General features: G+C 42.1%; 15 protein-coding genes and 1 pseudogene. 8 read left to right on the top strand and 8 right to left on the bottom strand.

Annotated elements, in window-relative coordinates; all coding sequences use genetic code 11:
• Nucleotides 1–321 precede the first annotated feature (321 nt).
• From CDG76_RS29415 to mgtA, 6 genes and pseudogenes are all read left to right on the top strand, one after another.
• On the top strand, nucleotides 322–1,071 hold the full coding sequence (locus CDG76_RS29415) for a DUF6920 family protein (RefSeq protein WP_223265444.1): 750 nt from the start codon (nucleotides 322–324) through the stop codon (nucleotides 1,069–1,071).
• A 47-nt stretch (nucleotides 1,072–1,118) separates the two neighbouring features.
• The gene (locus CDG76_RS29420; protein ID WP_223265445.1) at nucleotides 1,119–1,373 is read left to right on the top strand and encodes a hypothetical protein; all 255 of its coding nucleotides are present in this window, start codon (nucleotides 1,119–1,121) and stop codon (nucleotides 1,371–1,373) included.
• Nucleotides 1,374–1,383: 10 nt separating this feature from the next.
• Nucleotides 1,384–1,890, top strand: a complete 507-nt coding sequence (locus CDG76_RS29425; RefSeq protein ID WP_094352383.1) for a hypothetical protein — start codon at nucleotides 1,384–1,386, stop codon at nucleotides 1,888–1,890.
• A 120-nt stretch (nucleotides 1,891–2,010) separates the two neighbouring features.
• Nucleotides 2,011–2,976, top strand: a pseudogene (locus CDG76_RS29430) (DnaJ C-terminal domain-containing protein).
• Nucleotides 2,973–3,284 (top strand): chaperone modulator CbpM, encoded by a 312-nt coding sequence (locus tag CDG76_RS29435; protein ID WP_094352384.1) that lies wholly within the window; start codon nucleotides 2,973–2,975, stop codon nucleotides 3,282–3,284. The pseudogene CDG76_RS29430 and the gene CDG76_RS29435 overlap by 4 nt, the downstream one beginning before the upstream one ends.
• A gap of 79 nt (nucleotides 3,285–3,363) precedes the next feature.
• On the top strand, nucleotides 3,364–5,880 hold the full coding sequence (mgtA, locus tag CDG76_RS29440; RefSeq protein WP_094352385.1) for a magnesium-translocating P-type ATPase: 2,517 nt from the start codon (nucleotides 3,364–3,366) through the stop codon (nucleotides 5,878–5,880).
• A gap of 220 nt (nucleotides 5,881–6,100) precedes the next feature.
• Here mgtA and CDG76_RS29445 read toward each other — a convergent pair whose 3' ends face one another.
• From CDG76_RS29445 to CDG76_RS36630, 3 genes are all read right to left on the bottom strand, one after another.
• On the bottom strand, nucleotides 6,101–6,283 hold the full coding sequence (locus tag CDG76_RS29445) for a hypothetical protein (RefSeq protein WP_094352386.1): 183 nt from the start codon (nucleotides 6,281–6,283) through the stop codon (nucleotides 6,101–6,103).
• Between the two features lie 290 nt (nucleotides 6,284–6,573).
• Nucleotides 6,574–8,886, bottom strand: a complete 2,313-nt coding sequence (locus CDG76_RS29450) for an NACHT domain-containing protein (RefSeq protein ID WP_094352387.1) — start codon at nucleotides 8,884–8,886, stop codon at nucleotides 6,574–6,576.
• Between the two features lie 316 nt (nucleotides 8,887–9,202).
• Nucleotides 9,203–9,460 carry a hypothetical protein gene (locus CDG76_RS36630; protein WP_143854193.1) on the bottom strand — a complete coding sequence of 86 codons (258 nt, stop codon included), beginning with the start codon at nucleotides 9,458–9,460 and terminating at the stop codon, nucleotides 9,203–9,205.
• Between the two features lie 302 nt (nucleotides 9,461–9,762).
• Here CDG76_RS36630 and CDG76_RS29455 point away from each other — a divergent pair, with 302 nt between their 5' ends.
• Complete coding sequence (locus CDG76_RS29455) at nucleotides 9,763–10,119, top strand: hypothetical protein (protein ID WP_094352388.1); 357 nt, start codon at nucleotides 9,763–9,765, stop codon at nucleotides 10,117–10,119.
• 284 nt (nucleotides 10,120–10,403) lie between these two features.
• On the opposite strand, the gene CDG76_RS29460 is transcribed toward CDG76_RS29455, so the two are convergent.
• Nucleotides 10,404–10,985: a DUF4360 domain-containing protein gene (locus CDG76_RS29460; RefSeq protein ID WP_094352389.1), complete on the bottom strand. Its 582-nt coding sequence runs from the start codon at nucleotides 10,983–10,985 to the stop codon at nucleotides 10,404–10,406.
• Between the two features lie 319 nt (nucleotides 10,986–11,304).
• On the opposite strand from CDG76_RS29460, the gene CDG76_RS29465 reads away from it, so the two are divergent.
• Nucleotides 11,305–11,775, top strand: a complete 471-nt coding sequence (locus CDG76_RS29465; RefSeq protein ID WP_223265446.1) for a hypothetical protein — start codon at nucleotides 11,305–11,307, stop codon at nucleotides 11,773–11,775.
• An 845-nt stretch (nucleotides 11,776–12,620) separates the two neighbouring features.
• On the opposite strand, the gene CDG76_RS29470 is transcribed toward CDG76_RS29465, so the two are convergent.
• The 4 genes from CDG76_RS29470 to CDG76_RS29485 all read right to left on the bottom strand — a co-directional run bounded on the left by CDG76_RS29470 (nucleotide 12,621) and on the right by CDG76_RS29485 (nucleotide 18,325).
• Nucleotides 12,621–13,823, bottom strand: coding sequence for an alpha/beta hydrolase (locus CDG76_RS29470; protein WP_094352390.1), 1,203 nt, complete (start codon nucleotides 13,821–13,823; stop codon nucleotides 12,621–12,623).
• A gap of 264 nt (nucleotides 13,824–14,087) precedes the next feature.
• Nucleotides 14,088–14,735, bottom strand: coding sequence for a Uma2 family endonuclease (locus CDG76_RS29475; RefSeq protein ID WP_094352391.1), 648 nt, complete (start codon nucleotides 14,733–14,735; stop codon nucleotides 14,088–14,090).
• A gap of 382 nt (nucleotides 14,736–15,117) precedes the next feature.
• Complete coding sequence (locus tag CDG76_RS29480) at nucleotides 15,118–16,635, bottom strand: M16 family metallopeptidase (RefSeq protein WP_094352392.1); 1,518 nt, start codon at nucleotides 16,633–16,635, stop codon at nucleotides 15,118–15,120.
• Nucleotides 16,636–16,681: 46 nt separating this feature from the next.
• On the bottom strand, nucleotides 16,682–18,325 hold the full coding sequence (locus CDG76_RS29485) for a M16 family metallopeptidase (RefSeq protein ID WP_094352393.1): 1,644 nt from the start codon (nucleotides 18,323–18,325) through the stop codon (nucleotides 16,682–16,684).
• Nucleotides 18,326–18,440 lie beyond the last annotated feature (115 nt).

The raw sequence follows: 18,440 nt of genomic DNA on the forward strand, positions 1-18,440 counted from the left end.
AATTATTCACACGTTGATATGGATATTCTTCAACTTTGTGATTTTCTATATGCTTTATGCTGCGATTGCAAATAAACTCGATCTCTGGCTCTGGATTGGTTATGGATTTGTATTTCTAGAAGGGCTAACCCTATTAACCTTTAAATTACACTGCCCATTAAATCTGCTTGCACGAAAATATTCCAATTCCCAAAAGGAGAATTTTGATATTTATCTTCCAAGTTGGTTAGCCAAATATACTAAGTCAATCTATACATCTATTTTCATAATTATTTTTATCATCACAATCTATCAAATTCTGAATTAAAAATACTTGAGGCAATGATGACTAAACAAATTTCTCTCAATACGCTATGGAATTCAGCGACATCTAAGGATCGTGTATTTCATTCAGACGAATTCGCTCATTTGCCAGAAGCAGCAAGACGATATCTCGAACACGCGATCGCTCCTGGAACTGCGATCGCATCTGCGGTTCGATTGCAGATGCACGGCGAAATCAAATTGAAAAGTTGGATTCCATTCAAAGCAGAGCAAGTCATTTGCTGGGAGCATGGATTGATTTGGAGCGCTACGGCATGGATGAATGGTTTGCCAATTGTGGGATCGGATCGAATTATAGACGGTGTAGGTGCAATGCAATGGAAACTTTTAGGAATTTTCCCGGTGATGATAGCTTCAGGTTCCGATATTACGCGGTCTGCGGTTGGTCGTCTTCAGTCTGAGTCAATCTGTTTGCCATCTGTGTTTTGTGGGGATCATGTGTCATGGACAACAACAGATTCATCGCATCTTCATTCTAGTTTTGTAGTACAAGGTGAGAGAGCCGAACTAGATTTCACCATCGATCAAACGGGTCGGCTCAAGACCTTTAAGCTGCCGCGCTGGAATAACCTTGATGGCTCTGAGTTTCATTATATGGACTTTGGTGGAATTATGGAGGAAGAACGCACATTCTCTGGCTACACTATTCCGACTCGTCTGCGAATTGGATGGTACTTTGGCACTGAGCAGTTTGAGTCAGAGGGCGAATTCTTCCGAGCCACAATTGATGATGCAATTTATCGGTAGACCGATCAAACATCAAAAAGTCTGTTACCACTAGCGGAGCCTGACCTATGCAGGAATTTCTGATTCCTGTTTGGCTGGGCGCGACACTGGGCTATTGGGGATTACGCGGACAAACTGATCTTCCCAAGTTAATTGTACTTGCCTTTACAACAGGCACTTTAATGGTGGCGATCGTTGAAGAAATTCTTCCCGAAGCGCATCAAACTCAAGATACAAACTTATTTACCTTAACGTTTATCGGGAGTTTTGCATTTTCAATGTTGTTCTCATTTTATCTTGAATGGCCAAGTAACTCTGTATAGAATCCACCTGATGAAAAAAGCATCTTTATTAACACAACCATTGTTTTTATTAGGAATATCTTTATTTATTTATATAATGGCACTTAGCTTGCCAGCACTAACTTTTGAGATAGTCGAACACAAGACAATACACACAGGTTCGATTTATATCATGAAGGGGGTTGAAGCTACTATTGGGGGAGTACTTGGATTGTTATTTCTTCAAGCGCCGGCTATTGGCTGGTTGGCTAATCCACTTTATTGGTATTCCTGTAAATTTTTTGTACAGAAGAAATACAAGTTCTCAATAGCTTCTGCTTTTAGTTCAATTATTGTAGGCTTTACAGGCACAATCTCAACATATTGGTTTGCGTTACCTAATGGTAGTAGTCCTAATAGTCAGCTTTTATTAATCAAGTTACTTCCTGGTTTCTGGTTATGGCTTGCGGCTCCTGCCTTTGTGATGATTATTGCTAGTGGCTTTGCTTATACAAAACACAAGAATCGCCTTGAAAGAAAAAGTGTGAAGCTTCCCTAGACTTGGTGAGAGCAATTGTTAGCATGATCGAATTGGAACTTATCTCTAACTGAAAATGCACCCACCGCAGAATAACCTGCGATTCTCCTAGATCGCCGCTACGCGAACAAGAGGTAACTGATGCCAACTACAACAGACTTTAAAGACTACTATGCCATTTTGGGAGTGAGTAAAACCGCAACCCCAGAAGAAATCAAACGGGTTTATCGCAAGCTTGCCCGCAAATATCATCCTGACCTCAATCCTGGAGACAAAGACGCAGAAACAAAGTTCAAAGAACTGAACGAAGCGAATGAAGTACTCTCTGATCCACAGAAGCGGCAGAAGTACGATCGCTTTGGTCAGCACTGGAATCATCCTGGTTACACTGAAGCGCCGCCACCCAGTTCCACTAATGTTGGTACAACCGACTTCGATCAGTACGGCGACTTTGATTCGTTTATTAACGATCTGCTGGGTCGATCGAGACGTAAAACCTCTACTGGTGGCTTTGATGATTTTAATGGGGGATTTCATTCTCAAGCTCCCGCACCGGATACCGAAGCTGCGTAGGCGTAGCCCGCCGCAGGCATCGCACTCACATTTTCCGAAGCATTTCACGGTGTCCAAAAGCGGCTGCAACTCGACAACGAAACGATCAATGTCCGCATTCCCGCAGGTGCAAAACCAGGCAGTAGAATTCGGCTCAAGGGTAAAGGTCGTCCTAGTCCGTTCTCTCAACAGCGCGGCGATTTATATTTAACTATCGAGGTGTTAACCCATCCCTTCTATCGATTTGAGGGCGATAACCTCCTTTGTGACATTCCAATTCGCCCCGATGAAGCGGTTTTAGGGGCAGAAATCAGCGTCCCTACCCCCGATGGTAGCGTGATGATGAAAATTCCTAAAGGGGTGCGATCGGGGCAATCGCTGAGACTGCGCGGTAAAGGCTGGACATTGCCAAAAGGGGGACGAGGTGACTTATTTGCCAAACTTCAGATTGTCACGCCACAAGACCTGAGTGCGATCGAGCAAGAATACTACGAAAAAATCCAGGCAAACACTAGTTTTAACCCACGTACCCAGTTAGAGGAGATAAAATTATGACCTTCAGCCTTTCTAAAACCGTGGTTTCCCTCGAAGGTGAGCAACTCTACAGCTTTGAATATGCTGCATTGATCACTAAGACTTCGATTACCCTGGTGAAGTTTTATGTTGAGTTAGGCGTAATCGAACCCATCGGTGATTTGCTGCATTCCCGCGAGATTGCGCGGATTGCTCAGATTCAACGTTTGCGTCGAGATTTGGGGCTAAACTTAGTCGGAGCGGCAATGGTGCTAGATATGACAACTGAAATTGCCCAATTACGGGCACAGTTAAAGGTGTATCAGTCTCATTCATCAAACTTGTTATGAGCTATCTGGGGTAAGGCCATTCACCTCATAAAGGTACTTATGAATCACTTCAGATACCTAAAATGAAAGGTAGAAAATAATGAATCCACAGTCCACATTTTGGAGCTTATCCACGGATCAGGTGCTTCAGCAGATGCACTCTACAACCGCAGGGTTAAGCCGTCAAGATGCAAAACAACGCCTAAGCGAGTTTGGCGCAAACAGCCTCAAACAAAAACACAAATCGAGCGCATGGATGCTGTTGCTCAATCAGTTCAAGAGTCCGATTATCTTGATTCTGATTTTTGCGGCGGTGCTATCGATTTTTCTCAAAGATGCGGCAGATGCCATAATCATTTTGACGATTGTCCTCATCAGTGGGCTATTAGGATTTTGGCAAGAGCAAGGAGCCTCGAATGCCGTCGAAAAATTATTGGCATTAGTGCAAGTTAAAGCAACTGTTTTGAGAGATGGTCAATCTCAAGAAATCCCCAATGAGGAAGTGGTAAGGGGTGACATTGTGTTGCTGAGTGCAGGTAAAAATATTCCGGGCGACTGTCTAGTTTTAGAGTCAAAAGACCTATCGGTGGATGAAGCCGCACTCACAGGAGAAACCTATCCGGTTGACAAGCTAAGTGGCGTATTGCCGGCTGAAACTGGACTGAGCCAACGCACCAATTCCCTCTATCTGGGAACTAATGTTATTAGTGGAACCGCAAAAGCAGTAGTCGTTCATACTGGGAAAGAAACTGAATTCGGCAAAGTATCGGAACGCCTAAAACTCAGACCGAGCGAAACCGAATTTGAAAGGGGACTGAGCAAGTTTGGCTACTTTCTCATGGAAGTAACGCTAATTTTGGTAGTTCTAATTTTTGTCGCTAACGTCTACCTCCATCGCCCAGTACTGGAATCCTTTCTATTTTCTCTGGCGCTGGCAGTCGGTTTGACTCCTCAACTACTACCTGCGATTGTAAGCGTTAACCTGGCTCGTGGTGCCAAGAAAATGGCGAAAAAGCAGGTGATCGTGAAGCGCTTGCCTGCCATTGAAAACTTTGGCAGCATGAACGTGTTTTGCACCGATAAAACGGGTACGCTGACGGAAGGAGAGGTGAAAATTCACTCTGCGGTTGATGTGGAGGGGAAAGAAAGCGATCACGTTCTACTTTACGCTTATTTGAATGCTGCATCTGAGTCGGGTTATGTCAATCCCATCGATGCAGCAATTCGTGAATACAAAACATTCGATATTTCTGCCTATCAAAAGCTAGATGAAGTGCCTTATGACTTTAACCGCAAACGTCTAAGCATCTTATTCAAACAAGAAAGTACGCATCTGATTATTACCAAAGGCGCACTGAAAAATATTCTGGATGTTTGCTCAACTGTTGAGACTGGTGAGGGGAAAGCGATCGCTATTGCAGATCAGCGACAAAAACTCCACCAACAGGCTGACGACTTGGGCAGTAAAGGATTTAGAGCCTTGGGTGTGGCTTATCGTGATTTTAATCAAGATTCCTTCAGCAAAGACGATGAAACAAACATGACATTTCTCGGCTACCTTGCTCTTTTCGATCCGCCCAAAGCTGGTATCGCTGACACCCTCAAAGAGTTGCAACTGCTGGGAATTACCCCAAAGATGATTACCGGAGATAGCAAGGCAGTTGCAATGAGTATCATTCAGCAAGTAGGACTGCCCGAACCAAAGGCGTTGACAGGCTCCGAACTAGAGAAGCTCAGTGATGAAGCCTTGATGCATCAAGTACAAGATACAAATGTCTTTGCCGAGGTAGAGCCAAACCAAAAAGAGCGGATCATTATCGCCCTCAAAAAAGCGGGGAATGTAGTTGGATATCTGGGAGATGGCATTAACGATGCCTCTGCCCTTCATGCTGCCGATGTTGGCATCTCCGTTGAAAGTGCAGTCGATGTCGCTAAGGAAGCTGCTGATATTGTGTTGATGGCAAAGGATTTGAATGTCCTCATCGAAGGCGTAAAGGAAGGACGGGTGACATTTGCCAACACTTTAAAGTATGTATTTATGGCAACTAGCGCCAATTTTGGCAATATGTTTAGTATGGCGGGAATTTCTCTGTTTCTGCCCTTTTTGCCGCTGCTACCCAGTCAGATTTTGCTGACGAACTTACTCACCGATTTCCCAGAATTGACGATCGCCACAGATCGGGTAGATAAGGAATTAGTCAACAAACCTCGCCGGATGGATATCAAGTTTATCCGCAATTTCATGATCGTGTTTGGTTTATTGAGTTCAGTATTTGATTATCTCACCTTTGGAGCACTGCTATTGCTGTTGCACGCTCAACCAAAACAGTTTAGAACAGGCTGGTTTCTGGAGTCTGTAATCTCTGCGTCGCTGGTTGTGCTGGTCGTTCGTACCCGCCAATCCATTTTCAACACTAAGCCAGGAAAATACTTGTTAATGGCAACACTGGCGACTATTGGAGTGACAATAATCATTCCCTGGACACCGTTAGCAACCCTACTCGGATTTCAACCGTTGCCGTTGAATTATGTGCTGGTTCTGGGAGCGATCGTGTTGTTCTACGTGACTGCGGCTGAGAATGTAAAACGAGTGTTTTACAGCCACGTCAAATTTTAATCTCGGTAGACTAAGAGAAAATCAAGGGTTTTTAACCCACGGAGGTGGGTTTTGTTTGTGTAGCCGCGACTTCTAGTCGCCCGGTGAGTAGTAAATTAGACTTTTCAAACAACCTCTAAAACCCTTAAGCAATGGTAATTACGTTAGCGTTCACGAAGTGTCTCGTAGAGAAGCGGGGCGTAGCCCATTACGAATTACGCCAAGGGCTTGTACAAAAAAGCTATTCATCTTCGTCTCCTGATGGTCGTTCGCTCTCGCTTTGTTTGCTGTTCCACTCCAAAACAATACGCTCTAGCATTTCATCCTGCGTACAGTTATTTACAACAGCGTATTCCTTAATTAACTCTGTTACTTTCAGACTAATGTGGCGTATATCTAGTGGGTTATTTCTTGCCGTTTTCATGATCTTTTACCAGAATATTTAAGCAGTTTTGCTGTTTCTGTTACTAACTGCTTCACCAAAGGCTTTTGGATATACAGACGCAAGAGCCTTCAGTATTGCCAGTAAAAGCGATCGCTGGAATTTCTTTTTCTTTTGAAGACATAAATGTTCGGAATTTTCGTATTAGCCTAGCTCCTGTACTATGATTTGGTGTTGTTTGATTTTGTGAATTAGTTGATTAACTACGACACAAAACTTAATTCAAGATGATTTTTGTAATCCAAACCTCTTTCAGGAATTAACCAAAAGAATTATTGCCATTCCCTATCCTCAAGTTCTTTTATCGGCAACAATAAGGTGGCTTCAATTTCTTGCCTAATAGCAGCTGTCACTTCACAATTGCTATGCAGGCAATCAAGTAGTAACTGATTAGCATCATAGTAGCGTTGCAACACTTGCTCTTGCTCAGGGTTAAACTGCCACTGGTGGTTAATATTGCGATAATTAATCACCGTCTTGTTTACCTGTTCAGCCCAAGCTGAATAGTTCGTTTGCGACCATAGCTCAAACCGTTGTTGACTTTGACCAGATTTTGGCAACTGGTCAGAGAGTTGTTGCAGGGATTTATGGAGTCCAACATCCAGAACAATACCCAGAATGTTGCTCATAGCATCTCCGCAGGCGTGGATGTGGGCAAAGCTTTGGCTCCCATCAATTGCACACTCTATCAGCAGGTCATCTAATGCCGCATCCAGAAACATCCCCTGGTCGAGGCTACTGGCTAGGGCAAAGTGAGAAGCTATGTGAGGAGTCCGACTCAAAGCGAGGTAAAATGCTCTCACTGTCGCATCTTTTGACTGGGTAGGAATACTGCGAGATTTTTGACTAGCCCAGGTCAAAAACTCTTGTAAATAAGCATCTTGGGCAACGAGTGTATCAATCTGTTGCTTCATCAACAGTACTAGAGAGTCTGCACTCTTGAGCATGGTAGCGGTTAACAAGAAAATTTCGCGCCAGTGGGGGTCGGTGATATGACTGACTAGACCGAATAGCGCTTGCCCAAATGCCTCTAAGTTATGGCTGGCAACGATTTTCCTCGCTGTGAAGTATTCTTGAAATGCTAGATAGGAAAAGGAAAAAATTCCCCGCGCCCGTTCTGCCAGTAGCCCATGTTGAGCCTCGATTGACTTCAGCGCTGCTTCGCTTTCTATTTGCAATTCTTCTGCATCCATTGGCAGGTTGCTTAGATTGTCAATATAATCACCAATGTATTGCTCAACGATGCGTTGCTCAAAAAAGTACTGACCCTGCTCAAATGTCGCGGCTGCAATCTGACTGAATAACTTGAGTTTTTGTGATAATAAAAACCCTCGGTAAACGTCATCCCGTTCAATGCCTCTGGCTTCATCCCATTTGCCTAATAGAAGGTCTAAACCTTCTTTATAAAAGTCAGTCCGCTTAGTCGGAAATTTTCCTTTACCGTGAAACACCCAACAGGCAAGATGCAAAAATAGGGGTGTGACGACGAGTTGGCGAAATTGCCAATTTTCATCTAATTCCAACTTTTGAATAAACTGAACGGACTGCGCCTGACCATCTTTTTGGCTGGTCTTGCTAAAAACCATAAACCATTTTTGAGCGAAGGCTCGGATTTGTTCTAAGGTAAATGGGGCAATTTCAACATCGGTAAAGCCTCGGAGTCTGAGTTTTTGAGCTGCTGTTCGACAGGTCGCCACGAACCGATTTTTGTGATACTTCTCTGAAAACCTCCGAATTTCGTTCAAGATAGCATTGCTTTGTTGATTAAGAACTTCATCCATGCCATCAAGCAAGAGCAATACTCTGCCTGCATTCAGCAAGGTTTCGATGACTGAGGGATCGGAAATTCCAGATGTGAGAAACTCCTGGCGAATGTATTTTAATAGGCTGAACTCCTTGGTAATCTTAGATTCTTGGGCAAAGTTTCTCAGTGTGATGAATATTGGCACTTGATTTGCCGCAAATGCGTTTTGGTTACACCCAATGGCAAGATGTTGCAAAAAGGTTGTTTTACCTACTCCTGGTTTACCTAGTACCCTAATTTTGGAGTAAGTTTCAACTGCCTGTGTACCAGGTATCTGTTTCTCGTCAACTTCACCTAAGCCAAAACGGTCGAATTCTTTGCGATCGAGGTTTTGCAGATCGGTGATTTCTAAGTACTGAAGGCTGGCAATCTCCTCCAAAATATTCACATCTATATATATGTCATCGATCGCAACGGGACGGCTGATATCCAATAACTGCAAAATACCACACTGGTCTTGAATTTTGTCGAAGCGTTGCGATCGCACGAATGGCACTAACTTATCAATATCCAGCACAGGAGGCTGGGCATATTCTTCTCGTTCCAAAAATTCTGCTGGAGGATTAGTCGCAATCTCCCGCCAATTCAGTGACAACACTGAACAAATTTCAATAAAGGTATGACGCTCAACTGGACGACCACTGAAAAACCGCCAAATTGGTTGTCTAGTCTTGAGGTTGACTTCTGCTGCTAGATAGTCTTGTGTCCAACCCTTGCGAGCAAACGCTCTTTTAGCCTCTTGAATCCCAGTGAGTGATGCTTCAAGCGATCGCTTGACCATAGGAAAAAAACTTTTAAATCAAGAACTCAAACTTTTATTAATATTTTTCAGTATAGAGTTTTTTTTGTGGTATTAAATCTCTCTTTGGTTAAGGTTATACACAATTAAGAAAAAATACTCTAGCTCTAGTGAGATCCTGTTACATTTATTAATTTTTGTAATAAATCAAACATTATCAACTTATTTTATACATTTGTAAATATCTATCAATTATCGTCCGAAAGCGATCGCTCATAAGAGTAACTAGCTATATCTGCGAAACAGGCTTCAAGAACTAAATATTTTCTCTTCTGCTTTCTCCTGAAAAATCGTCAGATCACATCACATTTTGCACTCTTGCACTGGAAGTCACGGCTACACAGGCAAAACCCGCACTTCTCAACGTTCGCGCAGCGTGTCGTAGACAGACGCTGCGCGTAGCTTGTTTCCCCGGAGGGGTACGACATGGTTCGACTCCGCTCACCAGCCGCTCAGTGACCACCAGCGCGGGTTGAAAACCTTGATTTTGCATTAGTCCGCGTAGGCGGACTTTGTTTGTATAGCCGCGATTTCTAATCGCCAGGGCTAGGTGCAAGATATGAGTCAGAACAACAAAAGGAATTTAAGGACAGAGAATGGCGTAGGCGCAGCCCGCCGTAGGCATCGCTTTGTTGGTTAATTCAAATTAATCTGCCTATGTTTTTTCTGCATCGTTAATCAACTTATACAATTCAACTATCCATCAAACTCTTGTAAATACTCGATTTCAAACGTCTGGTTGTTACAGTCTTCACAAGAAGAGCAATTAGAAATATTTGGAAATGTTTTTAATAACAGACTGCACAGTTAACCAAATGAATCTAGGCTCGAAAGTAAACATCTTATCAAAGAATACTTATGTCGCATACGTTGATTAATTTAACATTGCCAATAGTCATTCAAGAAATTGAAAATGTCTTAGATGAGTACCCTGAACATCCTTATCAATTAGCTTTTTCGATTTATGAATTGCGCCAAAAGTTAATTGCCCATATTCTAAGTCATGTCCCTAACCGCTATGTAGTCGAAGGGGTACAGGAATTATCCAGCACCCCCAAAAGCCGCTACTCTTTACCTGTACAAGAGCAGATACAAATAGAAACAGTGGTTCACGGTAGTATTCTGCATATCCTGCGCGAAAACGCTGATTGGCTAAGTCGCCAGATCCTAACTCTGTCTCTTGTTGGGTCAGTTCTGCTCCCTAGTCTAATTTAATAACTTCATACTTTTGGGCAACAATACAGTAGAGAATATATTTTGCGCTAGGGTCAATATTTGCTTTGACGTTAGCGCAAAGTATGTACTGTACTCTGCCGTTTACTATGAGTAAAAATCCCACTAGATAAAAGGTTTCAGAATAATTTTTCTGTGCCTGAATTATCCTGAAGTGTACTAGTGGTTTGTCCCATTAATTTTGCGGGGCTGCGAGATCCCCGACAACTTCTGCGAAGTCGGGGATCTGAACACCACGAACCTCTGAAAACTTTTGGGACAGAACACTAGTTTTTACGACAGGTGCGATATTTGATGTGATAAACCAAACCTCGGTGTGCAAGATCGAAGGAGTCAACAGTAGCCATCCCTTGACCTTTGGCAGTCATCGCAGTATTCACCCGCATATTTACACTGTCACCACAGCCCGACCAGACATCAGCTACCGTCGCCAAGCTATCTCGAACATTATAGTCAGTTTCGCCACCAAAAGTCCGAGAAAAAACTGGGCCGCGGGTACCAGCAAAAAAGTACTCTGCTCTTAGTGTCCCAGTGGTTCCGGGAGCAATATAACCTCGATAATCAGCATCATAAAGGGAAAGTTGAAAGCCTTGGGGTAATTTGATCGGAATACTCAAATTACAGCTTTTTCGCCTTTCTGCGGGGACATTTCCTATGGCTGCAAACTTGTCAAATAAAATGGTTAGCTCTTGACCATCGGGACTAACGCTCACACTGGCGGATTCATTGGGACAACCGCTACCACCATAACTTGCACCTAAAATTTCAACTTTGGCATCAGCAAAGGCGGGGCTAACTGAAGCAGTAATTAATGTAACGGCAGCAAGAAATACTTTTACAAATTTCATAATTTTTTGATTGCGAATCTACTAACCAGATTTACTGTGACATTCTGCTGTTAGAAATCAAGGTTGAATTGCGTCTGAGTTGTATAAGTTGTACTGAAAGCCTTCAAATCGTTACAAAAATCTCAAATTTAGTTGCTTAAAATATGATTTAGAGAGTACTATAGATATCTGAAGGTGGCAGCTATTATGCTCTCCAACTCACTAATTAAAATGGAAAGCTTAAAAGCACTCTATCGCTACAATATCCTTGCTACTCTATTCTTATTCTGTTAGCTACCCAAACTCGAATTACTGAAAAATCAGGGGAGTGCAAAACAGTATGGTAATCAAACATCAAGAAAAAATTATTACCCTTTGGATCGTTTTCTTGTTGGGACTTCTCTTTCACAGCCAATTGGGATTAATGCCTCTTTTTCACGGTCTTAGTGTGGCTGACTCCCACGCACAAAGCATAGCAGAAGTTGCCCCGATTATGTGGTTAATGTTGGGCTTTTTTGTGTTCCCGATGGCTGCGATCGTTGCTACTCTGTTTACTGATTCGAGTCGCTACCGAAGCATTCACTTTGGTTTAACCGTATTATATACCGTACTAAATTTTTGCCATCTTGTTGCAGATTCGGTGGTGCAACCGATCGCTTGGTATCAGGTTGTGCTTATGCTGATTTTGTTCATCATCGGTCTGTTACTCAACCTTGTTTCCTTCCAGTGGATGAAACTTCGGCTGGTTAAGAGGACTCCAAAGAAGAAATTATCCCAAAAAGAACAAGAGACAGAATTTATTCAAGAATAATGATATATGGGTAGAGGCATACAGATGTATACTTATACTACAGCAAATTTATATGTTGTAAATATTTTTTAAATTGGATTACACCATACGAGATACAAATGCTCAAAAGTTATTAAATAAAGGTTAAAAATTAAATATCTTAGTAAAACTTGTACAACTTATACACAAATCAAACGCTTGGTTAAACATGATTTCTAACATTACAGTGTCATACTAACCTTTATCAACAAATAAATTGACAAAGTTTAGTGAAATATATGCTAAATAAAGCTTTATTAACGAGTCCTCGCAAATTGAGTATATCTACAACAATCAGTCAATCGATGATGAGTAAGCATTTTTGCCCTAACTGTTCAGACATCTTACTCCGTCATGCGCGTTTGGGAGAACTTTACTGGCGCTGTAGTTACTGCTATCAGGAAATGCCCATTTAGAAAACGGGGGTGGTAGACTAACGTGCCATCAGCACTACCACTAACCTAAAAAATCATAAATAGGTTAATTAATAGTTAACGTTCAACTAAGCTTATGTCATTATTTATGATTTAAATTAAAATATTTATAACCATCTATTTTTTAGACATAACACTAATTTTGCAGCACAATTTATTTAACTTTTAATACTAGAGTCAAAATTCCCACTATTCTGCCTCGATTTATTATTTATGCAACGCCTTTTGAACACCTGCAAGCATAACTATAGCGGTTCTCGGCCCAAGTGATGTACAAGAACCCCTCCCCCAACCCCCTCCCCGCAAGCGAAGAGGGGCTAAGATGTACCTCATGTGATTAGGAAACGCTATAGCAACTTGGGTTAATACTTATGAATGAGTCTGCTAATAAAATTATTGCCTGAACAACGCCCAAGCCAAAAACCTCTCAGTGTAATACAACGCTAATTGATTGCTCACACCGTTGAAAACAGCATCAAAAGCGTGTTCTGCCCAAGGAATTTCTAGAAAAACCGCAGTGTTACCAGAGTCATGTAAACGTTCGTACATCTGTCTGCCAAATCGCGCTTGCACCAAATGGTCACGACTGCCGTAAATTAATAAAGTTGGCGGTAAAGGGTGCGTTAGGTAATTTATCGGTGAAGCAATTTCATACCGATTAGGCAATTCTTCTAAAGAACCACCAAGAAATGCTTTTAAAACAGCGCGAGAATTTATCGGATCGGGATTTGGTGGTGTTTTGTATCCTTCAGTTAAGTTAACAGGCCCGTAATAGTTCACTACAGCACGAATGGGTGGTGCATCGGGTTGATAAGCCGCTAGCATTGCTAGATGTGCCCCAGCAGAACGTCCTAAAAGTACCATACGTTCTGAATCGGCTTCATATTCAGCTGCATGTTTGCGAATAAAATTTAGGGCTGTACGCACATCATCTAACTGAGAGGGAAACTGATATTGAGGTGCGTGTCGATAGTCGATCGCAAATACCGTATATCCATGATTAGCAATATATTGATTAAACTCGGAATTGGCATGAGTATTGCCATATTGCCAAGCTCCACCATAAATTACTACCACTGCTGGATATTTCCCTACCTTTGGGGGTTGGTAAACTTCCATTTTTAAAGGCACTCCTTTAGGAGAAGCAAAGAGAATATCTTTTTGATGACGCGTTTTCCCTAATGGAATACCCCAGAAGAAATTAACTAAGTCAAAGGGATGGGTTTGCATTTTAGCCCTTACTTGAACGGGAATTTGCTCTAGATAATTTGTTCCCAGCCCTTGTTTCATAGCTTTAGCCATCTGCATTTGAGTTGGTGAAATATTCACTAGCACCCATCCACAAATTAGCAATCCGATTAAACTGAAAATGCAAACTAAACGTTGTAGTTGACGGCGACGGATATAGAATAAAGACAGCAATAAAAAGATAAAATTTAATAATAATAACCAAGGACTCACTTCTGGCGCTCCTACCGCTAGTGTGAGTAAAAACATATTTGGAGCAGGAAGAAGAATCCAAGCACTAAGAAATAGACTTGCAAAACTGAGTAATAATGCAAGCGATGATAAAAATATTTTGGGTTTAACAAACATAGCTTAAAATGCGGTAATAATTACTTCAAAGAAGTACAATTTATCCGCTAATACTAAGGTTGGCAATAGTTATACAGCATAATTCAGAATTCAGGAGTCAGAAGTATAGATGATTGGTCTTTCAAGACGCGATAAATCGCGTCTCTACGTCTGGGTTTTGGGTTGATATTAACTGTATTTATTTATACCTATTTGGAGACTTAGCTTGTGTACTTTACTAACTTGAAATCTGCTGTATATTATGAATTCTGTTGACAGCATAAGTTATTGCTGTTGTATCTGTTTTTGTACCCACAGACGAAAAGCTTTGAGCGTTGCATTTCTACCTGCTGTTGTACTTTGCTCTAGATATTGGGGAATTACTTCAGTTAATGAGAATAGAGGAAAATTTTGACTTTGTTGAGATTCTACATAATGTCCATCTTGCAAAACATTAATTTGGAGCTTTCCTCGCTCAAAACGCCAAAGTTCAGGCACTTTTAGCGCTTCATAAATATTAGGATGAGTGCGAGAAGTAATATCAATTTCTAGAGCTAAATCTGGAGGAGGATCTACTGCTAAATCTAGCCGCTTCTTGCCGCGAATCTTGGATTCATTTTTTATATAGAAACACTGATCGGGTTCTATACCTTGAGCCATTGCTTGGTTTTTGAAAGTGGTAGAACCAAGGCATCTAAACTCAATGTCTAATTCTTCCAAAAGAGCTTTGACTAAATCGCTAATAATTTCTTTATCGTCTTCATGTTCTGGCAGTGGTGCCATAATCTCCAGTATTCCTCTATCATAAGCAATTCGTGCTGCTCGGTGTTCCCCTAAATCCTCTAGAATTGTTTCCAATTCCTGCCAGGTTACATCTCGTAGTAGCACTCTTTGTCCTGGTGGAACATGGATGCGCTTTAATTCCAACAACATCATCTTCGCTCCCAGTAGCTAAAACCTAAATTTAGCTTACTCTAGTTCAATAATTCGCTGCGACAATTTTTGCTGCTTCATCGCTAGATTTTCAGATACAGCGCAGCCTGTCGTTAGACATCGCTTGCTTGAAGAAGCCCTTTATAGAAGTGTATGCTGGAGCGATCGCTCCAAAAAAGATTACTAGAATAAAAAAAACCTCTGGAGTTCCCAGAGGTTTTGGTTCCTGATTTAGTTTCTACTTGTTACTCCAATTTTTCCTCAATCATTTCCCGATAATCAAGAAAATTATTTGAACAACAAGATCCCCGACTGTCTAAGAAGTCGGGGATATGAGCCTTGCGATTTTATTTGGATATTGAGTGTCTACCTATCTACGCTATTAATTCTTCACCTGTGGCTGCGAACCAGGAATCGTTACATCTATTGGTGTCACCTGTTTAGTTAACTGTGTCAATGGCGGTTGAATGGCGGTTTGATTCCCCACTACTAGAGTCACAATCTTTTCTGGTTTGAGGTATTCTCGTGCTACCCGTTGGACATCGGCTGCTGTGGTGGCGGCGACGGCTTTTTGATAGCGAAAGAGAAAATCAGCAGGATAGCCGTAATATTCGTATCGCATCAACCGTGATAAGGTTTGGCTGGGGTCTTGAAAGTTGAACACAAAGGAGTTGAGTGTAGACTCTTTGGCAAAAGCAAGTTCTTTTGCAGTAACTCTTTGAGTTTGGGTGCGCTTGATTTCAGCTTGTAAGGCTTTGACAAACTGGACGGTAGCATCCGATCGCGTTTCTCCACCAGCGATAAATATGCCAGGATAGTCGTAGCGGGGACTCCACTGGCCGTATACAGAGTAAGCTAAACCTTGACGCGATCGCAATTCATTAAATAAGCGTCCACCAAATCCATTTAACACCCCATTTAATACATCCAGCGCGGCATAATCGGGACTGTCGAAACGTCCGCCTAAATGCCCGATAAGCACACTACTTTGCGTTAGTTGGGGCTGATTGACAAAAAATACTCCACCTGTGTTAGCTGGCAAAACCTTTGGTAATGTGGGTTTAGCAATACCTGGGTTACGCTGCCAATTGCCAAACTTAGCTTGAATGAGCGATCGCATTTTCTTACTATCAAAATCGCCCACAATCCCCAAAATCATATTATTGGGGTGGAAATATTGCTGATAAAACTTGAGCAAATCCTCACGCTCAACCTTATCCACCGTTGCATACTCGATTGTGCGAGCATAAGGGCTATCTTTCCCGTAGATCAATTTCTTAAATTCCCGACTAGCAATCCCATCTGGATTGTCATTACGACGGGCAATGCCACCCTTGGCTTGAGTTTTCGCCAAGTCTAACTTTTCTTGAGCAAATACAGGCGATCGCAGCACCTCAGCAAACAGCCCAAACACTGTTTCTAAATCTTCACTGAGGGCGTCAAAGCTAGCACTACCAGAAGCTTCACCAATACCAACTTCCACAGATGCTGCCCGTTGTTCCAATATTTCGTTGAGTTCATCAGACGAATGGTTCTTAGTTCCTCCAGTTCGCATTACCCCGCCTGTAAAACCAGCCAACCCAACTTTCTCCATTGGTTCCAAGCGATTCCCTGTCCGTACAAACGCTGTACCATTCACCAACGGTAACTCATGATCTTCCATCAAATACACAACCAAGCCATTTTGCAGCACAAACCGCTCATACTTGGGTAACTTAATCTCAGGTAGCGGTGGTAGCTGCAATTCTGTGTAATGTTTCGCCTCAGCCGTCGCCGCCAGAGAAAAATTACAAGTTAAAAGTAAACACGCAAAAACAGCAACCAAAGCATAAATCAACCCCTTCCCATTTTTGATTTTCAACGCCATCCGCCTTTTATCCTTCACCTTAAACCTCTGCATATCTCTCTTCCTTCGCGCCCTTTGCGCCCTTTGCGGTTCGTTTCTCTTAAGCTTCTTTCGACAACAACTTCCCAATCGTGCGATTTTTCGGCGTAAAAGTCTCCTTTGCCACCCGTTGAATATCAGCCGTCGTCACCGCCGAAATGTCATCCAACTGCTTAAACAAATTCCGCCAAGAGCCAGTTTTCACCTCATATTCCAACAATTGTTGAGCCATGCCCATATTGGAATCAAGAGTGCGTAACAAACCCGCCCGTGCTTGAGTTTTCACCCGTTGCAAATCAGCCGCCGCTACAGGCTCAGTTTTTAATTTGTCAATTTCTTGACGCAAAGCCACCGCCAACTCATCAACTGTATGACCAGGAGATGTGAGAGCATAGAAAAAGATCAAGTTTGGGTATTTATCTCCAGGAAATCCACTGTAACCTTGAGCACTTAGCGCCAAACGCTGCTTTTCTACCAAAGACTTATATAGCCGCGACGTGCGCCCATCACTTAATAAACTGCCAATGATTTCATAGACGGCATTATCTGGATGAGTAATCGCCGGACGATGATAACCTTCTAAATACCAGGGTTGAGAAGGTAGTTGTAAAGTAACTTCCCGTGTTTGCTGTTGTGACGGTTCCACCGGGATTTGTTCAACAGCTTTGGTTTTGGCTTGAAAACGGCCAAAATAAGTTTGCGCTAGTTTTTTCACCTGAGTGGGATTGACATCTCCGACAATAGCAATGGTCAAATTACTTGGTACGTAGTGAGTATCAAAAAACTTTTGGACATCTTCTGGTGTCAGATTGCGGATATCTTGGTCATAACCAATTACCGGACGCCTGTAGGGATGGGCTTTGTAAGCAGTATCGATAAACTTTTCCACCATCAATCCAATGGGTGAATTCTCTATCCGCATCCGTCGTTCTTCTAAAATGACATCTTTCTCTTTATAAAACTCACGACGAATTACCGGATCGAGAAATCGCTCCGACTCCAACGACATCCAAAGTTCTAGCTTATTGGCAGGAAAGCTATAAAAATAACGAGTGGCTTCAGTAGAAGTATTGGCATTTAAACCCACACCTCCCGATTGTTCGACAATTTGCCCCAATTCATTTTGCTTGACTAGTTTGCCGGCTTGCGATTCCACTTGCTCAAACTGAGTTTGTAACCGAACAACTTCAGCTTTTTTGCCATCGGCTTTCGCTGTTTTAATTTGAGCATTCAATTGCTCTAAGGTATCTAGTAGCGGTTTTTCTTTTTTGTAGTCTTGTGTACCAATGCGCGTTGTGCCTTTAAACGCCAAATGTTCCAAAAAGTGAGCTACACCAGTTTTGCCATCTGGCTCATCCACACCACCAACATTTGCATAAGTAAGAAAAGAAACTACGGGCGCTTGATGCCGTTCCAAAACAATGAATTTCAAACCATTGTCGAGGCGAAACTCCGTTAACTGCTTGATGACTCGATCTAGATAAGGTTGAATTGAACTTTGAACTGGCGGGGTTTGAGCTTTAATTTCTTGAGGAGGAGGTGCTGTCTGAGTTTGAGCTAGAGCAACTTCTGGCAGCAATCCCCACGAGAAGATAATTAAAGTCAAGAAAATGACAAATAACTGCCGCAATATGACAGATACTCGATCTGACCAATCCAAAATCCCCAATCTAAAATCTAAAATTGACCGACTATTCTGGTTCATAAGCGAAAATTAAGATAAAGTTACATTACCTAAATAACAGGATACTTAGCAAAAGAGCGTTAATCTTGTATTAAGCTTTCAGTAGCTCCTAGTACTTGACATTAGATAATAATGC

The sequence above is a fragment of the Nostoc sp. 'Peltigera membranacea cyanobiont' 210A genome, from assembly GCF_002246015.1.
Classification (GTDB): Bacteria; Cyanobacteriota; Cyanobacteriia; order Cyanobacteriales; family Nostocaceae; genus Nostoc.

Bases quoted from the DNA above. Each gene is read 5' to 3' on its own strand.
- CDG76_RS29415 (WP_223265444.1), top strand. From the start codon at position 322: ATGATGACTAAACAAATTTCTCTCAATACGCTATGGAATTCAGCGACA.
- CDG76_RS29420 (WP_223265445.1), top strand. From the start codon at position 1,119: ATGCAGGAATTTCTGATTCCTGTTTGGCTGGGCGCGACACTGGGCTAT.
- CDG76_RS29425 (WP_094352383.1), top strand. From the start codon at position 1,384: ATGAAAAAAGCATCTTTATTAACACAACCATTGTTTTTATTAGGAATA.
- CDG76_RS29435 (WP_094352384.1), top strand. From the start codon at position 2,973: ATGACCTTCAGCCTTTCTAAAACCGTGGTTTCCCTCGAAGGTGAGCAA.
- mgtA (WP_094352385.1), top strand. From the start codon at position 3,364: ATGAATCCACAGTCCACATTTTGGAGCTTATCCACGGATCAGGTGCTT.
- CDG76_RS29445 (WP_094352386.1), bottom strand. From the start codon at position 6,283: ATGAAAACGGCAAGAAATAACCCACTAGATATACGCCACATTAGTCTG.
- CDG76_RS29450 (WP_094352387.1), bottom strand. From the start codon at position 8,886: ATGGTCAAGCGATCGCTTGAAGCATCACTCACTGGGATTCAAGAGGCT.
- CDG76_RS29455 (WP_094352388.1), top strand. From the start codon at position 9,763: ATGTCGCATACGTTGATTAATTTAACATTGCCAATAGTCATTCAAGAA.
- CDG76_RS29460 (WP_094352389.1), bottom strand. From the start codon at position 10,985: ATGAAATTTGTAAAAGTATTTCTTGCTGCCGTTACATTAATTACTGCT.
- CDG76_RS29465 (WP_223265446.1), top strand. From the start codon at position 11,305: ATGGTAATCAAACATCAAGAAAAAATTATTACCCTTTGGATCGTTTTC.
- CDG76_RS29470 (WP_094352390.1), bottom strand. From the start codon at position 13,823: ATGTTTGTTAAACCCAAAATATTTTTATCATCGCTTGCATTATTACTC.
- CDG76_RS29475 (WP_094352391.1), bottom strand. From the start codon at position 14,735: ATGTTGTTGGAATTAAAGCGCATCCATGTTCCACCAGGACAAAGAGTG.
- CDG76_RS29480 (WP_094352392.1), bottom strand. From the start codon at position 16,635: ATGCAGAGGTTTAAGGTGAAGGATAAAAGGCGGATGGCGTTGAAAATC.
- CDG76_RS29485 (WP_094352393.1), bottom strand. From the start codon at position 18,325: ATGAACCAGAATAGTCGGTCAATTTTAGATTTTAGATTGGGGATTTTG.